Source organism: Rhodococcus sp. AG1013 (genome assembly GCF_003350365.1).
In the GTDB taxonomy this organism is placed as follows: Bacteria; Actinomycetota; Actinomycetes; order Mycobacteriales; family Mycobacteriaceae; genus Prescottella.
In genome coordinates, this window is record NZ_QQAT01000010.1 from 50,537 (window position 1) to 69,628 (window position 19,092).

Sequence of the window (19,092 nt, forward strand, 5' to 3'; positions counted from 1 at the left end):
GGCCGAATCGACAGGTCCTCCGAAATTTTCCGAAGTTTCTCCTCCGGTCGGTCAGTCGAGCCCCGCCAGGAATTCGAGCATCGCTGCGTTGACGCGTTCCGGCGCCTCCATCTGCACGAAATGTCCGACGTCCGGGATCACGTGGGTGGACACGAGGCCGGGGACCATCCGGCTCATCGTCTCGAACGGATCCTGGCCCATCATCTCGAGCACCGGGTCCTTCGCGCCTGCCACGAACGTGACGGGGACGGTGATCGGACGATCGTGCAGCTCCTCGTTCTGCTCCCACACGTAGTCGTCGGCGCGATACCAGTTCAGTCCGCCGGTGAAACCGGTCCGCGTGAACTCCCGTACGTAGTAGTCGAACTCGTCTTCACTGAGCCACGACCACGGCAGTGCGGGCGGCTCGGGCAGCACGTCGAGGTACCCGTTGCCCTCGGACGGGAAGTCCCAGCAGTCGAGATAGCGGTTGGCACCGCTGAGCGCGTGGAAGATCTTGGCGAGGAACGCCTTCGGGTTGTCGCCGAGCTCGCGGTCGGCCGGGCCGTGCTCCTGGAAGTAGTGCAGGTGCACGAAGTGCTGGGAGGCGAGGTACCGGAACCCGATCGTCGGCTGGATCGGCTGGCGCGGCATGCGCGGCACGCTGAGCTGCATGAGCGCCCGCACGCGGCCGGGCGCCCACGTGGGCAGGTCCCACACCAGCTGCGCACCGAAGTCGTGGCCCGCGAAGACCGCGTCCTCGATCCCGAGGGCGTCGAGGAGCCCGACCATGTCATCGACGGTGTGCCGGCGATCGTACGAACGCGGATCCGACGGCGCGTCGGTGCGGCCGTAGCCGCGCATGTCGGGGGCGATCACCCGGTAGCCCGCCGCGGCGAGCGCGGGCAACTGGTGCCGCCAGCTGTACCAGAGACCCGGGAAGCCGTGACACAGCACGACGGGTGGGCCCTCCCCCTGCTCGGCGATGTGCATGTCGATGTCGCCGACGCGAACGCTCCGGTGGCTGAGTGCGCTGACAGGATCGGTCATTTCGGGATGTTACGTCACCTGCAGGCGCGGGCGGAGCCAATCGACGACGTCGTCGAGCACCTTCTCCTGTTCGGGCTCGTTGAACACCTCGTGGTACAGACCGTCGTACGCCTTGAACGTCAAGTCCTTCGATCCGGCGCGAGAGGCGATCATCCGACTGCCGGAAATGTCGGCGAGATGATCCTCGGTGCCGTGCATGACGAGCATCGGCAGGGTCAGAGACGGCAACCGGGCCGGGAAACTCTCGGCGGCGATGATCATCCCGCGCGCGATGCCCGCCTTGACCTTTCCATGATAAACCAGCGGGTCGGACTCGTACGCCGCGACCATGGCAGGGTCGCGCGAGACCGCCTTCGCATCGAGGGTCTCGACGGGTACACCTGGGGCGAAGCGTCCGAGGAGCTTCCCGATCTCGATCACGACCTTGGACTTACCCGTGACGACGTCGACCGCCGGCGCCGACAGGATCAGACCCGCCAGCTCGTCCTGGTGGTCGAGCGCATACGACAGCGAAATGGCGCCACCCATGCTGTGGCCCAGCAGGAATCGGTCGAGGCCCGGATTCTCGGTGATCGCGATCGCGGACAACCGGTGGAGATCGTCGGTGAACTCCGACCACTCGCGCAGCTCGATCGGCTTGCCACCCGACCGGCCGTGGCCGCGATGGTCGGGCGCGTACACCACCAGACCCAGCCCGGTGAGCCGCGCGACCACGTGGTCGTACCGGCGAGCGTGCTCGCCCAGACCGTGCGCGAGCAGGAGGATGCCGGTCGGCGGGCCGTCCGGCCGCCAGACGTCGTACACGATGCGGGTGCCGTGCACCCCGGTGAATTCCGACTCTGTGTGCTGCACGAATGCGAGTGTAGGTCGGTCGACGCCGACATGGGGCGCTTGTCAGTCGCCGGTTCGGCCGGGCACGATGAAAATGTCCCCGAGGAGTGGCGATGAGTGCAATCGATGCGCCCTGCCTGCGGTACACCGATCAGACGGGGTGTCCGCGCGAGTTGACGCTGTCCGTGGATACCCCGCGGGTGACGGTGGGCCGCTCGTCCGAAGCGGACGTGGCGCTGGTGTCGGATCCGGAGGTGTCGCGGCTGCACGCGACGATCGAATGGATCGGCACCGACTGGACGATCGCCGACGACGGCCTGTCCCGCAACGGCACCTTTGTCAACGGTGAACGCATCTCGGGCCGGCGACGGCTACGCAACGGCGACAGCATCCGGATCGGCAACTCGGCGTTCGTGTTCCGCGACCTGTCCGGGCAGGGTGGGGACCCGACGCGCATCGCCGTGGACATTCCGACCGTCCGTTCTCTGACGCAGACGCAACGGACCATCCTGGTCGCCCTGTGCCGGCCGTACAAGCACAACGCGGCGTTCGCGAACCCGGCGTCCAATCAGCAGATCGCCGACGAGGTGTTCCTCAGCGTGGATGCGGTCAAGACACACCTGCGGGCCCTGTTCGCCAAGTTCGGCGTCGAGAAGCTGCCGCAGAACCAGAAGCGACTCCGGCTGGTCGAGAAGGCGCTGCACAGCGGCGTGATCACCGAGCACGATCTGTGAGGGGCTCAGGCCGCCGGTTCCACGACCCGGGGTGACTGCGCCCGGAGTCGGCCGAGTGCTCGGTGCTGCGCGATCCGGACCGCCCCCGCCGTCGTGCCGAGGGCCGCCGCGGTCTCCGCCGCCGACATCCCCCACATCACCCGCATCACCACGACCTCGCGGTACCGCTCCGGCAGCGAGTCGACGAGCGCGCGGGCATGCGCACCGCGTTCGGAGGCGATTGCCCGCTCCGCGGGGCCGGCGTCCGGGCAGACGGGGTCGGTGGCCTCGTCGAGCGGGTCGCAGGTCCGTCCGGCGGCGCGGCGTGCGTCCACCACCTTGTGCCCGGCGATCGCGTACACGTAGGTCAGGAACGACGCGCCCTGCTCCCGGTACCGCGGCAGCGCCGTCAACACGGCGACGCAGACCTCGTGGGCGACGTCCTCGGCGACCTCGCGCAGCGCCCCACGCCCCAACCTGGCGTAGCAGTAGCGGCGCACCAGGGGGTAGACCACGGCGAGTACTTCCGAACGCGCTTCGTCGTCGCCTTCGACGGCGCTGGGCACCCAGTCCTCCAGGACCTCGCGGGCCCGAGCGGCGGTGATCTCACCGATCCGCTTCGTGTTGCAGACGATCCCGTACATGTCGTTCTCCCTCGCCGGGCGGCACGGTCGACCGCTCCATACATTCGATCCTCGGCGCGTCGCGGCCGTCCCGACAGACACCCTCGGGTGGGAGTCGCACACCCCGCCGACGTCGAGCTGTTCCGCTTGTCGGGGGGCGCCACTAGGGTTCGGGACATGACCGTTGAGCAGAGCGTCGACGACCAATTCCTCGCTGCCGCAGATCCTTACCGACGCGAACTACTGGCGCACTGCTACCGGATGATGGGGTCGATCCACGACGCCGAGGACCTGCTGCAAGAGACGCTCGTGCGAGCGTGGCGGGGGTACGGCAACTTCGACGGCCGGTCGTCGATCCGCACGTGGCTGCACCGGATCGCGACCAACACGTGCCTGACGGCGCTCGAGGGCCGGGCCCGCCGCCCGCTGCCGACCGGCCTGGGCGCGCCCAGTTCCGACCCGTCCGACGACCTGATCGAGCGCGGCGAGGTGCCGTGGCTCGAGCCGATTCCGGATTCGATGGTGTGGGGCGATTCGGGCCGGGGTGCGGACGATCCCGCGACCGTCGTGGCGGAACGCGAATCGGTGCGGCTGGCGTTCGTCGCGGCGCTGCAGCACCTGTCGGCCCGTCAGCGCGCGGTGCTGGTGCTGCGGGACGTGCTGCAGTGGAAGGCCGCCGAAGTGGCCGCCGCCCTGGACACGTCCACGGCGGCGGTGAACAGTCTGTTGCAGCGGGCCCGAGCACAACTGTCCGAGGCGACGCCCACCCCGGACACCCTGGTCGAACCCGAGTCGGACGAGACCCGCGAACTGCTGCGCCGGTACGTCGACGGATTCGAACGGTACGACATCGACGGGCTGGTGGAGATGTTCACCCGCGACGCCGTGTGGGAGATGCCGCCATTCGTCGGGTGGTACGTCGGTGGTGCCGACATCGCGCGCCTCATCAAGGAGAAGTGCCCCGCTCAGGGCGCCGGCGACATGCGGCTGCTCCCGACGTCGGCGAACGGGCAACCCGCGCTCGGCCTGTACATGCGGGACGAGGACGGCATCCACCGACCGTTCCAACTGCATGTCCTGGACGTCACCGAGCACGGGGTCGCGCACGTCACGTGCTTCTTCGACACCGAACTGTTCGACAGATTCGGCCTGCCCGCCCACCCCTGACGGCTACTGCCCGGTCGCGGCCGGATCCATCCACATGACCTCCCAGACGTGGTTGTCGAGGTCGCGGAAGGACCGCCCGTACATGAACCCGTGATCCTGCGGGTCCATCCACTTCGTTCCGCCGGCCGCGATGGCGGCGTCGACCAGCGAGTCCACACCCTCGCGGCTGTCGGCGGAGATGCACGTGAGCACCTCGCGGCTCTTCGTGGTGTCGCAGATGTCGTCGGCGATGAAGTCGCGGAAGCGGCTCTCCTGCAGCAGCATGATCCACGCCGAGTCATTGACGGCCATGCACGCGGTGCTCTCGTCGCAGAACTGCTCGTTGAACTCGAAGCCGAGGTCCCCGAAGAACTTCCGGGTGGCAGCGACGTTCTCGACCGGCAGGTTCACGAAGATCAATCGGGACATCGGGGGTCTCCTGACTCGACGGGATGTTCGGGTGGGGTGAGCCTGCGAGATGCTCACACCAGGACAGACCTGTGCCGCGCGAAAAACTCATCGCACGCACCGGACGGACCGGGGAAAGGGGTATGCACACCGGCGTCGCGGTGGTGTCATGGATTCATGAGTGAGGACAAGCGCCACTTCGTAGCAAACCGACTCGACGGCATCATCCACACGCTCGAGCTGAACGCACCGACCGAGGACGAGCCGTCGCCGGTGCCCACCGCGAACGGCTTCACCGGATCGCTCGCCGAGGCACAACGCCACCGCGCCGAGCTGGAATCCGCGACCCCCGAGCGGGTGGACCAGATCGCCGCGGGCTACCCGGAGATCGCGACGGACTGGGCGCAGAAACAACCGACCTGACGGCCGCGACACGGCAGTCGGTACCCCCAAGTCAGTACCCCAGGCCGTCCGGCAGTCCGAGATCGTCGAGTCTCTTGATCCGGCGGTGCTCACGCAGGACCAGTACCGGCCCGACCACCAGGCTCACCGCGCAGATCGTCCCGGCGATCCACGCCCAGCCCTGGAACCCGTAGCCTGCCGCGACCAACGCCATACCGAGCGTCACGATCCCGATCCCGACCAGCGCGTAACCGGGCCAGTTGCGGGTGTCCTCGATCGCTTCGCCCGGATGTTCGTGCACCCGGCCGGAGGAGTTCCGCGGGTCGTCTTCGAAGTAGTTCACAAAAGCCTCCCGGTCCGATGTTCCGTTTGCGCTCTCGTACTGCACTCGTGGTGATTGTCCCCCTGCACCGGAACTCTGCGCACGATTACCGACAGTTCGACAACCCACCCGAGGTGTCCGCCTCCGCCACCTCGGTGAGTCCGCGCCATCCCCCGGGCCACTGTCCGCACCGCGCCCCACCCACGAGATTGGTAGATACACACCACCTCGACCCGGGAGGGCGTCATGACCACGAAGCGCAGCACCGACGCCGACCACGGTCGTCGGCACATCGTGCAGTCCGAGGACGGGGTGGCGCTCGCGGTACGTGAGTACGGGCCGTCCGACGCACCGGTGACCGCGGTGTTCGTGCACGGGCACTGCCTGCACTCGCATTCGTGGGCGCGACTGCGCTCGCACCTGGTCCGCGAGTGGGGTCCGTCGGTCCGGATGGTCTTCTACGATCACCGCGGCCACGGCGCGTCGGGCAGCGCGCCCGCCCACACGTACACGATCGACCAACTGGGACGCGACCTCGACGCGGTGATCCGGGCGACCGTTCCGACCGGGCCCGTCGTGCTGGTGGGTCACTCGATGGGCGGCATGGCCGCGCTGGCCTACACCCGTCAGAACCCGGCCGCGGTCGGCTCGCGCGTCGTGGGCGTCGGCCTGCTGTCGACCGCCGCGAGCGATATCACCCGCTCCGGGCTCGGCCGGTTCCTGCGGCACCCGGTGATGTCGCTGTTCCAGTTCGGTGTCGAACGGGTGCCCCGGCTGATGCAACGCGTCCTGACGCACACCCTCGACAACCAGACATCGGTCGTGACGATGTACGGATTCCTCCGGTCGTTCGTCGGACTGGACGAGTCCGGTTCCCTCGCGGCGCTGCGCACCATCCCGTCGCTCGTGCTCGGCGGCACGGCCGATCTGCTGACACCGTTCGAACATTCGGTGGCGATCGCGGCCGATCTACCGTCCGCCGAACTGGTGCGACTGGACGACGCGGGGCATTCGGTGATCCTGGACCAGGCCGCCGACGTCGCGCACGCGCTGGTCCGGCTCGTCGCCCGGGCCGGCGACCACTACGCGGCCGCACCGTCCACGACACGGCTCTCGGCGGTCGTGTGACAGCCCCGCGACGTCGCCTCGAGTGCGTCGGATTCGGCACAGTCCCTGAGCAATTCGGACCGGTAGTACTCACCGGGTTCGTCGGCGCACGCACACTGCTCGACGCCCTTCGCGAGCTTCCCGCCGGACGACCGCGGAAGCTCGTCCACGACCACGAGATGCTCGGGGTGGAGCTCCTTGGAGACGGCGGGATGGGTCTCGACTTCCTGCCCCACCTGCGGTGCCGAGATGTTCTTGCCTCCAGGCCTTCGCCGCCGGCACACAGGTCGCATGGTTCGCGGAACTGTTCGCGACCAAGTCGCGCGCCGCGGGCATCGGCATCGCGGTCTCGCTCGCGGCCGCGATTTTCGGCGGCACCGCGCCGTATCTCAATTCGTGGCTGACGTCCCGTGGCACCCCCGACCTCTTCACGTGGCATGTCGTCACGCTCGCCCTGTGCGTCGCGCTTGCAGCCTTCTTCACCCGCGAGACCAAGGGCGTGTTGCTGACCGCGATCGAGTCCCCCGAACAGGTCCCTCACACCTCCTGAACCGCGTCGGCGATTCCCCGCCTGCACCCGGAGGGTTGTGGAAGTATTTACTTGACGTGCACGTGGCCTCGAATTGTGGTCACGTGCACGTTCAGGGTTTCGTGGGGGCACGATTCCGACCATCGACGAATGTCGGTGGACGACTGGGGGTGTGTGAGTGGGACCGCAATACGAACAACCGAGTCCGGGCCGACAGCGCGACCGTGCACGAAGATTCCTGCTCGATCGCCCTCGGCTGTTCGCGCTGATATCGGAACTACCCGCCTTGACCGTTGTTCGTGGGCCCCGCGGCGCAGGGAAGACCGCCTTCGCGACGACCTGGATCGCATCCGCGCAGCGCCCGTCGGGGCCGATCGTGATGATGGACACCCCCGCACCACACACCGCACCGGACGACTACTGGAACACCGTGGCGGCCCGCGTCGACGCGGCACTCGAATCCACTCCCGCGGCGGCCTCCGACCCCGTCGTACTCGTCCTCGACGACATCGATCGTCTGCATGATCCGGCGGCCGAACTCCGCATTCTCGGACTCCTCGACCTGGATCCGCGGTTGCACGTCGTCGCGACGACGCGGGATTCGTGCGTCTTCAGCGACGCGATGCTCGACGTCGACCATGTCGCGATCTCACCCACCGATCTGCTGTTCACGCTCGACGAATCACGTGCGGTGCTGTGTGCGCACGGCACCGAAGCGGCACCGCACCTTCTGGCGATGGTGCAGGACCTCACCGGGGGCTTCCCGCCCCTCGTGCAGGCCGCCGTGGCCGTCGTCCGCCCGTTCGGCATCGACTTCGAGCAGAGCCGAGAACTCGCCCTGAGCGCCCTCGAACGATCGATCGACCGCTTTGTCGATCGGGAGATCCTGCGCGACGAGGAGCTCTCGGAACTGCGGGACTTCATGCTCACGACGTCGGCGGCGAAAACCCTCACCGCCGAGATCGCCGCGATGCTGACCGCGGACCACACCGCCCCCGACATGCTTCGGGAACTCGAAGCAGCCGGCGTGCTGGTCCGCCTGCCGTGGCCGAAGGACACCGAGTGGCAGTACCCACCGCCGATCCGGGAGTCCCTGATGCGCGATGTCCGCAACGAGGCCCCGGAAGGTCCGCTGCGCGCATCGAGCGACCTGGCTCGATGGTTCCTTCAGCAGGACGATGTCGCTCAGGCACTCGTCTACACCGTCGAGGGGCGGGACTGGGACCAGGCGGTGTCGATTCTCAAGGCCAACTGGGTGGTGCTGATCTCGCGGCACTTCCGCCTGGTCCGCGAAAGCCTGGCGGCGCTGCCCGAACACGCGGCCGCCGACGACCTCACGATCCGAGCGGGCCGGGAGCTGTTCCTGCGGTTCGGCGCCGACTCGGCGCAGCTGCCCGATCTCGCGCCGCCGACCGTCGATGTCGATACGGCGGCGCGCGGCCCGGCGATCGCGGACGTGCTCGCGGTGAGCAGCGTGCAGTCGTTCATCCTGCGGATCGCCGGCAATTTCACGCAGGCGTCCGAGCTGACCGTGCGCATGTCGGAACTCGGTGATCGCGCGCTCGAGTTGCAGCCCGACACGGTATCCGCGTTCCTTCCCCTGCTGCGGCTGCAGTGGGGTATCACGCAGCAGTTGCACGGCGACCTTTCCCGATCCTCGGCCGAACTCCGCCGTGCCTACAACAGCAACCGTCCGGCCGGAACCGACTTCGTCGCCCGCAACGCCGCCGGAAGCCTCGCACTCAACTACGCCCTGATCGGCGAGTTGGGCCACGCCGAGACCTGGCTCGAGCGGGAACGCCGACACGAGGACGCCGCGGCCTGGGTCACCGCGATGGTTCGGGTCGGCGGGCTCGTAGCAGGCGTGCTGGTCGCCCTGGACCGGATGGAGCTCGACGTCGCCGCCAAGATCCTCGCCGAACTGGGCGACCTGCCGGACGACGAGGAGCTGTGGGCATTCGCGCTGTACGCGCACTGCCAGCTGGAACTCGTGAGCGGGCAGGCCGGAGCGGGACTCGACCGGATGCACCGGGCGAGCGCGGTCTACGAGCGGTGGTTCACTCCGGGATCGATCGCGGCGGCGCTGCTCACGGCGACCGAGGCCGACCTCTACTCGGCGCTGGGGCGAGGCAACGAGGCGTGGCGGACCGTCGAGAAGACACCCGGCCGAGGACCGTGGACGTCGATGGCCCGTGCACGCATGAACCTCTCGAGCGGACACCCGGCAGCGGCACTGGCCGACTGCGTGCGGCCGACGGTCACGGACTGTGCCCATCCGCGGATCCGGATGGAGTCGGCCCTGGTCCAAGCCGCTGCACATCTCGAGTTGTCGCACGAGCCCCAGGCCCAGGCGATGCTGCAGCGGGCCGTCGCACTGTTCGACCAGACCGGGTTGGTCCGACCGTTCGCGTCCCTGCCGGTCGGTCGCATCGCGCAGATGTCGACGCTGGGCGTGGCGCTGCCGGAGAAATGGCTGGCTGCGGTTCCGCCTCCGGAGTCGGGGGTCTTCCCGGACCGAATCCGGTTGGTGGATCTGAGCGACCGCGAGTCCGCGGTGCTGAACGTCCTGGCGTCCACGTCGTCGGTCGCCGAAATCGCCACCACGCTGTTCGTCTCTCAGAACACCGTCAAGACGCAGCTGCGGAGCGTCTACCGCAAACTGGGCGTCCATTCGCGGGCCGACGCGCTCCTCACAGCGGCCCGGCTCGGGCTCATCGGTCCCCCACCCGGCACGGCAGGCTGACCCAGGGGCTGGTCTCGGGGCCGATCTTCGCTACGCCCCGACCGGGTGGGGAATAGATCCGTTCGTGCGGTGTTGAGCTACGGTGAACTAGTTGAATCCTCAACTAATAGATCCGAGGAGGGCTCCATGCCTGCCGTGACCGTCGACAACATCCTCGCGCTGCCCCGCATCGAGGCGGCCGACCCGACTGCGGTCGACCGTCCCGTTCTGGGCATCGCCACCGCTCCGGTCGGATACGAGGGCGAGGGCTTCCCCGTCCGCCGCGCATTCGCCGGGATCGACCTGGCCCACCTCGACCCGTTCATCCACATGGACCAGATGGGCGAGGTCGACTACGCACCGGGCGAGCCCAAGGGCACCCCGTGGCACCCGCACCGCGGCTTCGAGACCGTCACCTACATGATCGACGGGATCATGGAGCACCAGGACTCCAACGGGGGTGGCGGCACCATCGGCGGCGGCGACACCCAGTGGATGACCGCCGGCGGCGGCATCCTCCACATCGAGACCCCGCCCGAACACCTCGTGATGAGCGGCGGCCTGTTCCACGGCGTGCAGCTGTGGGTCAACCTCCCCAAGAGCAACAAGATGGCCGCGCCCCGCTACCAGGACATCACCGGCAGCAAGGTCGCGCTCCTCTCGAGTCACGACGGCGGCGCACTGATCCGGGTCATCGCGGGCGAGATCGCCGGGCACCAGGGCCCGGGTTCGACGTACACCCCGATCGCGCTGTCGCACACGACCGTCGCACCGGGCGCGAGCGTCACCCTGCCGTGGAACCGCGACTTCAACGCGATCGTCTACGTGCTCGCGGGCGACGGATACGTCGGCGCCGATCGCCGACCGATCTCGTCCGGCCAGACCGCGGTCTTCGGCCGCGGGGACTCGATCACGATCGCGGCGGCCGGCACCCAGGACTCGCGCACCGAGGCGTTGGAGGTGTTCGTTCTCGGTGGCCAGCCCATCCGCGAACCCATCGCGATGGCCGGTCCGTTCGTCATGAACACCAAGGCAGAGGTCATGCAGGCGTTCGAGGATTTCCAGGCCGGTCGACTCGGCTCGATCCCCGCCGCGCACGAATCACTCGGCTGAGTCGACAGACCGACACCAAAACGACTGGCGGGCAACCGATCACGAATGACGGCGATTTCCTCGCCGTCGTGATCGGTTCGCCCGTCACTCGTCCGTGAACACTCCGAGACCGATTCGACACCACTGATTCGGCGCCGACGGGTTCCACTTCGTACGCTGGTGACGCGACAGCGCGAAAGCCCCGAACGCGACTGTCACCGAGGAGGACCGCATGCCAGCTCTCACCACGCCCCACATCGACGTCCACCGCTCGGGCGACCGCCTGAAGACCCGGATCCAGTGGTTGGACTCGAAGCACTCGTTCTCGTTCGGCCATCACTACGACCCGGACAACACCCATCACGGACTGCTGCTGGTGAACAACGACGACATCGTCCAGCCTGGGCAGGGCTTCGACACCCACCCCCACAAGGACATGGAGATCGTCACCTGGGTGCTGCGGGGATCGCTGGTGCATCAGGACTCCATCGGCCACTCCGGCGTCATCTATCCCGGCCTCGCCCAGCGGATGAGCGCGGGCACGGGAATCCTGCACTCGGAGAAGAACGACTCGTGGCGGCTGCAGGGTGACGAGCACACCGAGCCGGTGCACTTCGTCCAGATGTGGGTCGCGCCCGACGAGCCCGGGATCACCCCCGGGTACGAACAGCTCGAGATCGACGACGAACTGCTGTCCGGCGGGCTGGTACCGGTGGCGTCGGGCATGCCGCAGCATCGGGACCACGCGGCGATCCGCATCAAGAACAAGTACGCGTCGCTGCACGCCGCCCGCCTCCAGCCGGGCAAGGCGGTACGGATCCCGGAGGCGCCCTTCGTGCACGTGTTCGTGGCGCAGGGCACCGCGGAGATGGAGGGCGTCGGGACGCTCTACGAGGGTGACGCCGTCCGGCTCAGCTCGTCCGGCGGGCAGACGATCTCCTCCGAGATCGGCGCGGAGATCCTGGTGTGGGAGATGCACGCCCGTCTCGGCGGCTGAGATTCCGACGGTCCCGCATGCCTCCGGCCTGGTGACGAGGAGGGTATGACACCGGTGGCCCGCACCACCCACCTCGATCTCGAGACCGGGACCGGCATCACCACCGGCGAGGTCTGGGACTCGGCGGGGCAGGAGACGCACTACGGCCCGACGGCCCCGACATCACCGTCACGTCCGAGGTGGTCCGGGCGGGACGGCGTCTGGCCCTGATCGAAACCCGGCTCACGACGCCGACGGCAGCCTGCTCGTGTCGGCTCGCGCGAGCGCGCAGGTGGGATAGCGGTTCGGCACCGTCGAGCGTTGGTGGTACACAGGACCGATGACCGCGACAGCCGACGACCTCCACACCCGCAAGCCCGCCCCCGAGCGGGTCGACCGGCTCAACCTGTTCATGGGAGTCGGGGCGCGGGAGATCCGGCCCGGGCATCTCGTGCTTGCCCAGGAAGTCGGCGCCCGCTTTCACGACCACCGCGGGCAGACGATTCTCGGCTCGGTCGGTGTGCTCGCCGACGCCTGCCCCGGCGGCGCGCTGGGCAACTCGATGCCCTCCGACGCCGGCATGGTGCTCTCGCAGATCTCCGCGACGCTGGCCGCGCCGATGCCGGCCCACGGAATGGTCGTCTCGACCGGTGACGTCGTCAACCTCGACGTCGACGCCGGCATCGGACTCGCGGCCGGCGCCATGCGCGACGGCGACGGCAACACCGTCGCCGTCCTGCAGTCGCGCGGCGTCTTCGTCACGCGCCCCCGCGCGAACGCCGACGCGGTGCTGAGCGGCGAACGCCTCCCCGTGCCCGCATCCGAGCCGTGCGCGGCACCGGACGAACTGGCCGGACGTGCCGGCCTGGACATCGTCGACGGCATCGCATCGGAGCGGATCGCGCGCGGCCCCCTCGCCGGGCTGCTCGACGTCCGCCTCACCGACGTCGAGCGGGGCAGCCTCACCGCGACGTTCGCGCCGCGGGACTGGATGAGCAACTACCTGGGTTCGATCCAGGGCGGCATCCTGATCACCGCGGCCGACCTGGTCAACGGCCTTGTCGCCCAGACTCTCACCGCGATCGACCAGCAGTACCGGATCCTGGACCTGCGCATCGACTTCGTCCGCTCCCCCGCCACCGACGGCCCCGACATCCGGGCCGAGGCGGAGGTAGTCCGCGCCGGGCGACGGCTGGCGCTCATCGAGTCCCGGCTGGTCGACGACTCGGGCCAGGTCCTGATCCGGGCCGCCGCGAGCGCGCAGCTGCTGTAACGCTCACAGCCGACTCCCAGCTGGTATCCAGCCTCACGGCAGTCGTCCGACGCACGATGATCCTCGAAGCAACCGCAGCGAGGAGGATCTCGAGTGAACAAAGACGTGGAACTGAGCCGCCAACGGATCAGCCGGCGACGGGCGCTCGCCCTGGGCGGGACGATCAGCCTGGGCGGGCTGATCGCCGCGTGCAGTAACGGCGGCGGCTCCGGCTCCTCTGCCACCGCCCCCGCGACCGCCCCCGCGACCGCTGCCGCGTCGGGCGGCACTGTCGACGCCCAGTTGCTGGCGCTGCTCGACCAGGCACCGCGGTGCGTCATGGCGGTCGAGGAGACGCAGGGCCCGTACTGGTTCGACGTCGACTCCATCCGCAACGACATCCGTGAGGATCGTCCGGGTTGGAGCTGAACCTCGCGATGCGCGTCCAGGATCTGACGAACTGCAGCCCGGACGGCAGCGCGGCCGGTGTCGCGAACGCCGTCGTCGAGATCTGGCACTGCGACGCCGGCGGCGTCTACTCCGGTTTCGAGTCCGGCTCGCAGGCCGCCAACCAGGGCGGCGGCATGGGTGGCGGCATGGGTGGCGGCATGGGCCGGCCGCCGCAGGGCGGCCCGGGCGGCGGTATGGGCATGGGCGGTTCCGGCGAGACGTCCGACGGCTCGTACAGCGTCGGCGATCAGGAGGCCACCACCACCGACGACGGCACCTACCTGCGCGGCGCCCAGACCACCGATGCCGACGGGATCGTCCAGTTCACGACCGTCTTCCCCGGCTGGTACACGGGCCGGACCGTGCACATCCACCTCAAGGTGCACATCGACAAGAAAACGGTGCTCACCACGCAGCTGTTCTTCGACGACACCTTCACCGACGAGATCCTCTCCACCGTCTCGCCGTACGCCGACCACACCGGTCGCGACACCCGCAACGCCTCCGACGGCATCTTCGACGAGGCCGGTCTGATGGCCACGTCGCGGCAGTCCGATCGGGTCCTCGCCGCGATCAACCTCGGTATCGACGCCTGATCCCCTCGCCCCGCCTCCGGCAGGACCGGCCACGCGCTCGCGGTCGGTGTAAAGATGGAGCGATGACGACTGCGCAGCATTCCGGCATCGACCTCACCCATCTCGACCCGGGCACCCGCCCGCAGGACGACCTGTTCGTGCACGTCAACGGCAAGTGGCTGGACGAGTACGAGATCCCCGCCGACCGGGCGGTGGACGGCGCGTTCCGCACGCTGTACGACAAGGCGGAGGAGGACGTGCGGACGCTGATCCAGGAGGCGTCCGCGTCCGGCGCGGCGCCCGGCACCGACGCGCAGAAGATCGGTGACCTGTACTCGAGCTTCATGGACGCCGACGCCGCCGAGGCGGCCGGGATCGCCCCGATCGCCGACGAACTGGCCTCCGTCGCGAACGCCGCGAACCTGAGCGAGCTCGCCGGGATCGTCGGACGCCTGCAGCGCACGGGTGTCGGCGGCGCGATCGGCCAGTACGTCGACACCGATGCCAAGAACTCGGCCCGCTACCTGGTGCACTTCACACAGTCCGGGATCGGGCTGCCCGACGAGTCGTACTACCGCGAGGACAACTACGCCGAGGTGCGCGACGCGTACCGCGCGCACATCCGGAAGATGTTCGAACTCGCCGGTGTCGAGTACGACGCGCAGCGCGTCTTCGACCTCGAGACCAAGCTCGCGGCCGGACACTGGGACGTCGTCAAGCGCCGCGACGCCGAGCTCAGCTACAACCTCGTCACGCGCAGCGACCTGCAGTCCCGGCACGGCGGATTCGACTGGGCCGCCTGGATTTCCGGCCTCGAGGCCACCCCCGAGCAGCTGGCCGAGATCGTCGTCCGCCAGCCCAGCTTCGTCGAGGCGCTCACCGAGCTGTGGACGTCGCAGCCGATCGAGGACTGGAAGGCGTGGGCCACGTGGCGCGTCCTGCACTCGCGGGCCCCGTACCTGACCGAGGCCATCGTGGCGGAGGACTTCGCGTTCTACGGCAAGACGCTCAGCGGCACGCAGGAGAATCGTGAGCGTTGGAAGCGCGGCGTCTCGCTGGTACAGGACCTCCTCGGCGAGGCGGTCGGCAAGCTGTACGTCGAGCGGCACTTCCCGCCGGAGTCCAAGGCCCGGATGCAGGAGTTGGTCGCGAACCTGCAGGAGGCGTACCGCCGCAACATCTCCGACCTCGAGTGGATGAGCCCGCAGACCCGGCAGGCCGCGCTGGCGAAGCTCGAGAAGTTCACCCCGAAGATCGGCTACCCGGACAAGTGGCGGGACTACTCGGCCGTCGAGATCGACCCGGCGGATCTGGTGGGCAACTATCGCAGCGGGTACGCCGCGGACCACGACCGCGACATCGCCAAGCTCGGCGGCCCCGTGGACCGCGACGAGTGGTTCATGACGCCGCAGACGGTCAACGCGTACTACAACCCGGGCATGAACGAGATCGTCTTCCCCGCAGCGATTCTGCAGCCGCCGTTCTTCGACGCCGACGCCGACGACGCCGCCAACTACGGTGGCATCGGCGCCGTCATCGGACACGAGATCGGCCACGGCTTCGACGACCAGGGCGCCAAGTACGACGGCGACGGCAACATGGTCGACTGGTGGACCGACGACGACCGCACCGAGTTCGGCAAGCGCACCAAGGCACTCATCGAGCAATACAACGAGTTCGAGCCCAAGGACCTGCCCGGCCATCACGTCAACGGCGAGTTCACGATCGGCGAGAACATCGGCGACCTCGGCGGTCTGTCGATCGCGCTCGCGGCCTACCGGATCGCGACCGAGGGCGCCGACGCCCCCGTGCTCGACGAGCTCACCGGCCTGCAGCGCGTGTTCTTCGGCTGGGCGCAGGTGTGGCGGACCAAGGCCCGCAACGAGGAAGCGATCCGACGGCTGGCCGTCGATCCGCACTCGCCGCCGGAGTTCCGCTGCAACGGCGTGATCCGCAACCTGGACAGCTTCCACGAGGCGTTCGACGTCAAGCCCGGTGACGAGCTGTACCTGGATCCGGACAAGCGCGTCAAGATCTGGTAGGCGGCTTCGCCGCCTGTGCGCCTTTCTGGTGGACCGACCAGAAAGGCGCACGGGCGCGCAGCGGCTACCGCGCGTACATGATCACGCCGACGCCGCACAGGCAGATCGCCGCGCCGATGATGTCGTACCGGTCGGGGCGGAACCCGTCCATCACCACCGCCCACAGCAGCGACCCGGCGACGAACACGCCGCCGTATGCGGCCAGGATGCGCCCGAAGTTGGCGTCGGGCTGCAGCGTCGCGACGAGTCCGTAGATGCCGAGCGCCACAATGCCGGCGCCCACCCACAACCAGCCGCGATGCTCGCGGATCCCCTGCCACACCAGCCAGGCGCCGCCGATCTCGAACAGCGCGGCCAGGACGAACAGCAGGATCGAACGGGTCACGGTCATGGGACGGATTATGCGCGAGCCGTCAGCGCAGCCGCTCGCCCGAGTACGCCGAGAAGAACCGGATCTCGTCGAGCTTCGGCAGCAGATGCAGCCGCTCGCCGGCGCTCACCGACACCTTCCGGTCCACGCGGACGACGACCCGTCCGCCCTTGCTGGACCAGGTCTCGTCAGTGGGGTCGGCGTTCACCGCGTGGACGAACGATTCGGCGCCGAGTTCCTCGAACAACTCCGCGACCACCGTGAGCGAGCCCTTGCGCCACTCCCCCACCAGGGTCCACGACTCCGGGCGCACCCCGACGACGACGCGGTCCTCCCCTCGCGCCGACGCCGGCAGCGGCACGCGCAGATCCCCGAGCACCGCGGTGGTCCCCTCGACCGGCGCCTCGAGCAGACTCATCCCGGGTGATCCGATGAAACCGGCGACGAACGTGTTGACCGGATCGTCGTACAGCTCGCGCGGGCGGGCGATCTGCTGCAGTCGGCCGTCGCACATCACCGCCACCCGATCGCCCATCGTCATCGCCTCGACCTGGTCGTGGGTGACGTAGACGGTCGTCGTACCCAGCCGGCGCTGCAGCCCGGAGATCTGGGCGCGGGTGCTCACCCGGAGCTTCGCGTCGAGATTGGACAGCGGCTCGTCCATGCAGAACACCGCCGGGTGCCGGACGATCGCCCGCCCCATCGCGACGCGCTGCCGCTGCCCGCCCGACAGCTTGGCGGGCTTGCGGCCCAGCAGCGGCTCGAGTTCGAGCATCCGCGCGGCTTCGAGGACGCGCGCGGTGCGCTCGGTCTTGTTCACCCCGGCGTTGCGCAGCGCGAAGCCCATGTTCTCGGCGACGGTCATGTTCGGGTAGAGCGCATAGTTCTGGAAGACCATGGCGACATCGCGCGCTTTCGGCGCCAGCCCCGTCACGTCCGCACCGCCGATGCGGATGTGGCCCGTCTCGACGGATTCGAGACCGGCGAGCATCCGCAGGCTCGTGGATTTTCCGCACCCGGACGGTCCGACGAGGACGACGAACTCGCCGTCGGCGATGTCGAGGTCGAGTCGGTCCACTGCGGGCCGCTCGCCGCCCGGGTAGCGGTGGGTGACCGCCGAGAACTGCACGTGTGCCATGGTCTTCCTTCTGTCGTCCTGCTACTGGGGCAGCTTCGGGGCGATCTGCCGGTCGATCGTCTGCTGCAGCTGCGCTGCGACGGACGCGAACGTGGACTTCACGTCGGCGTTCTGCAGCGCGATCTGCTCGAGTCCGGTGCCGATGACCTGGTCGCCACCCGGGACGAACACGCGGGCGTAGTCCTGCGACCGCGTGTGCGCCAACTGTTCGACGGCCGTGCGCGAGTTGGGGTTCGCATCGAGGAACGCCTTCATCGACGGCTCCTCCACGGACGACTTGCGCACCGGCATGTAGCCGACGTTCTGCGAGAAGTACGCCGTGTTCTCGGTGTTGGTGATGAAGTCGATGAACTTCAGCGCGTTCTTCTTCCGGTCGTCGGAGATGCGCGACGGGATCGCCAGCCCGGCACCGCCCGTGGGGCAGCCGGGTCGGCCGTTGGACGCCGGCAGGAACGCGGTGCCGAAGTCGAACGCCGCGGTCTTCTTGATGCCCGACAGGTCACCGGTCGACGCGATCGTCGAGGCGAGGATCCCGGCGGCGAACTCGTTCGCGATGTCACTCGACACCGCTGCATACTTCTTGCCGAAGACCATGTCGCGCAGGAAGTTCCCGGCCTCGATCGTCCTGGGATCGTCGAACTTCAGCGTCCACTGATCGGAGTAGGCACCACCGAAGGTCCAGATCGGGCCCTCGTACGTCCAGCCCAGGTAGTTCTTGGCGTCGCCCCACCCGTGCGCGAGCTTGCCGCCACCCACCACACGCTGCAGTTCGGGGCCCCACTGGTCGAACTCCTGCCACGTCGCGGGACCGCGGTCGGGCAGCCCGGCCTGCGACCAGATCTGCTTGTTGTAGTAGAAGATCGGGGTGGAACGGGCGTACGGCAGCGCGTAGTGCTTGCCCTGGAACAGGTAGTCGGCGAGCAGCGAGTCGACGTAGTCGGACGTGTTCACGCCCACCTCGCCGAACAGCGGATCGAGCGGCTCGATCGCCCCGGTCAGCGCGTAGTTGAACCACCAGACGTCGGACAGCACGACGACGTCCGGAAGCGCACCGCCCGACAGTGCGGCGTTGAACTTCTGCGAGACCTCCTCGTAGTTCTTGCCGCCGTCCACGAGATCGACCTTCAGGTCGGGGTACTTCGCCTCGAAGCGCTTGATCAGTTCCCGCTCCACGTCCTGCGACTTGCCGGGATGGTTGGACCAGAACGTGATCGTGTTCGTCCCGCCCGACCCGGACGCGCTCGAATCCGACGAGCCGGAACCCGATCCCGAACCCGCGCACGCGGTGAGGGCGGCCCCGGCCGCGAGTGCCCCGGTCAGTCCGAGGAATCCGCGACGGTTGATGTGTGCCATGTCTTCGTGCCT

The 19,092-nt window shown here is 68.5% G+C and carries 20 protein-coding genes and 1 pseudogene; 12 read left to right on the forward strand and 9 right to left on the reverse strand.

Annotated elements, in window-relative coordinates:
• Window positions 1-51 precede the first annotated feature (51 nt).
• Together DEU38_RS14215 and DEU38_RS14220 are read right to left on the reverse strand one after the other, a co-directional pair.
• Window positions 52-1,029 (reverse strand): alpha/beta fold hydrolase, encoded by a 978-nt coding sequence (locus tag DEU38_RS14215; protein WP_114722062.1) that lies wholly within the window; start codon window positions 1,027-1,029, stop codon window positions 52-54.
• Window positions 1,030-1,038: 9 nt separating this feature from the next.
• On the reverse strand, window positions 1,039-1,881 hold the full coding sequence (locus tag DEU38_RS14220) for an alpha/beta hydrolase (RefSeq protein WP_114722063.1): 843 nt from the start codon (window positions 1,879-1,881) through the stop codon (window positions 1,039-1,041).
• A gap of 92 nt (window positions 1,882-1,973) precedes the next feature.
• Between DEU38_RS14220 and DEU38_RS14225 the strand changes: the two genes are divergently transcribed.
• Window positions 1,974-2,594: an FHA domain-containing protein gene (locus tag DEU38_RS14225; RefSeq protein WP_114722158.1), complete on the forward strand. Its 621-nt coding sequence runs from the start codon at window positions 1,974-1,976 to the stop codon at window positions 2,592-2,594.
• Between the two features lie 5 nt (window positions 2,595-2,599).
• On the opposite strand, the gene shbA is transcribed toward DEU38_RS14225, so the two are convergent.
• Window positions 2,600-3,217: an RNA polymerase sigma factor ShbA gene (gene shbA / locus DEU38_RS14230; protein ID WP_114722064.1), complete on the reverse strand. Its 618-nt coding sequence runs from the start codon at window positions 3,215-3,217 to the stop codon at window positions 2,600-2,602.
• 156 nt (window positions 3,218-3,373) lie between these two features.
• Here shbA and DEU38_RS14235 point away from each other — a divergent pair, with 156 nt between their 5' ends.
• Window positions 3,374-4,363: a sigma-70 family RNA polymerase sigma factor gene (locus DEU38_RS14235; protein ID WP_114722065.1), complete on the forward strand. Its 990-nt coding sequence runs from the start codon at window positions 3,374-3,376 to the stop codon at window positions 4,361-4,363.
• A 3-nt stretch (window positions 4,364-4,366) separates the two neighbouring features.
• On the opposite strand, the gene DEU38_RS14240 is transcribed toward DEU38_RS14235, so the two are convergent.
• Window positions 4,367-4,771, reverse strand: a complete 405-nt coding sequence (locus DEU38_RS14240; protein ID WP_114722066.1) for a VOC family protein — start codon at window positions 4,769-4,771, stop codon at window positions 4,367-4,369.
• 156 nt (window positions 4,772-4,927) lie between these two features.
• Between DEU38_RS14240 and DEU38_RS14245 the strand changes: the two genes are divergently transcribed.
• Complete coding sequence (locus DEU38_RS14245; protein WP_114722067.1) at window positions 4,928-5,173, forward strand: hypothetical protein; 246 nt, start codon at window positions 4,928-4,930, stop codon at window positions 5,171-5,173.
• Between the two features lie 31 nt (window positions 5,174-5,204).
• Here DEU38_RS14245 and DEU38_RS14250 read toward each other — a convergent pair whose 3' ends face one another.
• Entirely contained in the window at window positions 5,205-5,495 is a 291-nt protein-coding gene (locus DEU38_RS14250; protein ID WP_114722068.1) for a hypothetical protein, read from the reverse strand.
• 225 nt (window positions 5,496-5,720) lie between these two features.
• On the opposite strand from DEU38_RS14250, the gene DEU38_RS14255 reads away from it, so the two are divergent.
• Complete coding sequence (locus tag DEU38_RS14255; protein WP_114722069.1) at window positions 5,721-6,602, forward strand: alpha/beta fold hydrolase; 882 nt, start codon at window positions 5,721-5,723, stop codon at window positions 6,600-6,602.
• On the opposite strand, the gene DEU38_RS28070 is transcribed toward DEU38_RS14255, so the two are convergent.
• Window positions 6,557-6,817 (reverse strand): hypothetical protein, encoded by a 261-nt coding sequence (locus tag DEU38_RS28070; protein ID WP_181818791.1) that lies wholly within the window; start codon window positions 6,815-6,817, stop codon window positions 6,557-6,559. The two genes, DEU38_RS14255 and DEU38_RS28070, sit on opposite strands and share 46 nt — an antisense overlap.
• Window positions 6,818-6,822: 5 nt before the next feature.
• Here DEU38_RS28070 and DEU38_RS14260 point away from each other — a divergent pair, with 5 nt between their 5' ends.
• The 8 genes and pseudogenes from DEU38_RS14260 (at window position 6,823) to DEU38_RS14290 (ending at window position 16,219) form a co-directional block, all read left to right on the forward strand.
• Entirely contained in the window at window positions 6,823-7,131 is a 309-nt protein-coding gene (locus DEU38_RS14260; protein ID WP_258557903.1) for a hypothetical protein, read from the forward strand.
• A gap of 265 nt (window positions 7,132-7,396) precedes the next feature.
• The gene (locus tag DEU38_RS14265) at window positions 7,397-9,853 is read left to right on the forward strand and encodes a LuxR C-terminal-related transcriptional regulator (RefSeq protein ID WP_258557904.1); all 2,457 of its coding nucleotides are present in this window, start codon (window positions 7,397-7,399) and stop codon (window positions 9,851-9,853) included.
• A gap of 126 nt (window positions 9,854-9,979) precedes the next feature.
• A complete protein-coding gene (locus DEU38_RS14270) occupies window positions 9,980-10,945 on the forward strand; it encodes a pirin family protein (protein ID WP_114722071.1) in 966 nt (321 codons plus the stop codon).
• A gap of 211 nt (window positions 10,946-11,156) precedes the next feature.
• On the forward strand, window positions 11,157-11,921 hold the full coding sequence (locus DEU38_RS14275; protein ID WP_114722072.1) for a pirin-like bicupin family protein: 765 nt from the start codon (window positions 11,157-11,159) through the stop codon (window positions 11,919-11,921).
• A gap of 45 nt (window positions 11,922-11,966) precedes the next feature.
• Window positions 11,967-12,131: a hypothetical protein gene (locus DEU38_RS28480; RefSeq protein WP_181818781.1), complete on the forward strand. Its 165-nt coding sequence runs from the start codon at window positions 11,967-11,969 to the stop codon at window positions 12,129-12,131.
• A gap of 109 nt (window positions 12,132-12,240) precedes the next feature.
• The gene (locus DEU38_RS14280; RefSeq protein WP_114722073.1) at window positions 12,241-13,173 is read left to right on the forward strand and encodes a PaaI family thioesterase; all 933 of its coding nucleotides are present in this window, start codon (window positions 12,241-12,243) and stop codon (window positions 13,171-13,173) included.
• A gap of 93 nt (window positions 13,174-13,266) precedes the next feature.
• Window positions 13,267-14,198, forward strand: a pseudogene (locus DEU38_RS14285) (intradiol ring-cleavage dioxygenase).
• A 62-nt stretch (window positions 14,199-14,260) separates the two neighbouring features.
• A complete protein-coding gene (locus tag DEU38_RS14290) occupies window positions 14,261-16,219 on the forward strand; it encodes a M13 family metallopeptidase (protein WP_114722074.1) in 1,959 nt (652 codons plus the stop codon).
• Between the two features lie 64 nt (window positions 16,220-16,283).
• On the opposite strand, the gene DEU38_RS14295 is transcribed toward DEU38_RS14290, so the two are convergent.
• From DEU38_RS14295 to DEU38_RS14305, 3 genes are read right to left on the reverse strand one after another with little or no spacing between them, the layout of a single operon-like run.
• Window positions 16,284-16,610, reverse strand: coding sequence for a YnfA family protein (locus DEU38_RS14295; RefSeq protein ID WP_114722075.1), 327 nt, complete (start codon window positions 16,608-16,610; stop codon window positions 16,284-16,286).
• Window positions 16,611-16,632: 22 nt separating this feature from the next.
• Window positions 16,633-17,727, reverse strand: a complete 1,095-nt coding sequence (locus DEU38_RS14300; protein ID WP_114722076.1) for an ABC transporter ATP-binding protein — start codon at window positions 17,725-17,727, stop codon at window positions 16,633-16,635.
• A gap of 21 nt (window positions 17,728-17,748) precedes the next feature.
• Complete coding sequence (locus DEU38_RS14305) at window positions 17,749-19,080, reverse strand: ABC transporter substrate-binding protein (RefSeq protein WP_114722077.1); 1,332 nt, start codon at window positions 19,078-19,080, stop codon at window positions 17,749-17,751.
• Between the last annotated feature and the right edge of the window lie 12 nt (window positions 19,081-19,092).

What these genes read in the sequence shown, in the direction of transcription:
- DEU38_RS14215 (WP_114722062.1), bottom strand. Translation starts at nt 1,029, where the DNA reads ATGACCGATCCTGTCAGCGCACTCAGCCACCGGAGCGTTCGCGTCGGC.
- DEU38_RS14225 (WP_114722158.1), top strand. Translation starts at nt 1,974, where the DNA reads ATGAGTGCAATCGATGCGCCCTGCCTGCGGTACACCGATCAGACGGGG.
- shbA (WP_114722064.1), bottom strand. Translation starts at nt 3,217, where the DNA reads ATGTACGGGATCGTCTGCAACACGAAGCGGATCGGTGAGATCACCGCC.
- DEU38_RS14235 (WP_114722065.1), top strand. Translation starts at nt 3,374, where the DNA reads ATGACCGTTGAGCAGAGCGTCGACGACCAATTCCTCGCTGCCGCAGAT.
- DEU38_RS14240 (WP_114722066.1), bottom strand. Translation starts at nt 4,771, where the DNA reads ATGTCCCGATTGATCTTCGTGAACCTGCCGGTCGAGAACGTCGCTGCC.
- DEU38_RS14245 (WP_114722067.1), top strand. Translation starts at nt 4,928, where the DNA reads ATGAGTGAGGACAAGCGCCACTTCGTAGCAAACCGACTCGACGGCATC.
- DEU38_RS14255 (WP_114722069.1), top strand. Translation starts at nt 5,721, where the DNA reads ATGACCACGAAGCGCAGCACCGACGCCGACCACGGTCGTCGGCACATC.
- DEU38_RS14270 (WP_114722071.1), top strand. Translation starts at nt 9,980, where the DNA reads ATGCCTGCCGTGACCGTCGACAACATCCTCGCGCTGCCCCGCATCGAG.
- DEU38_RS14275 (WP_114722072.1), top strand. Translation starts at nt 11,157, where the DNA reads ATGCCAGCTCTCACCACGCCCCACATCGACGTCCACCGCTCGGGCGAC.
- DEU38_RS28480 (WP_181818781.1), top strand. Translation starts at nt 11,967, where the DNA reads ATGACACCGGTGGCCCGCACCACCCACCTCGATCTCGAGACCGGGACC.
- DEU38_RS14280 (WP_114722073.1), top strand. Translation starts at nt 12,241, where the DNA reads ATGACCGCGACAGCCGACGACCTCCACACCCGCAAGCCCGCCCCCGAG.
- DEU38_RS14290 (WP_114722074.1), top strand. Translation starts at nt 14,261, where the DNA reads ATGACGACTGCGCAGCATTCCGGCATCGACCTCACCCATCTCGACCCG.
- DEU38_RS14295 (WP_114722075.1), bottom strand. Translation starts at nt 16,610, where the DNA reads ATGACCGTGACCCGTTCGATCCTGCTGTTCGTCCTGGCCGCGCTGTTC.
- DEU38_RS14300 (WP_114722076.1), bottom strand. Translation starts at nt 17,727, where the DNA reads ATGGCACACGTGCAGTTCTCGGCGGTCACCCACCGCTACCCGGGCGGC.
- DEU38_RS14305 (WP_114722077.1), bottom strand. Translation starts at nt 19,080, where the DNA reads ATGGCACACATCAACCGTCGCGGATTCCTCGGACTGACCGGGGCACTC.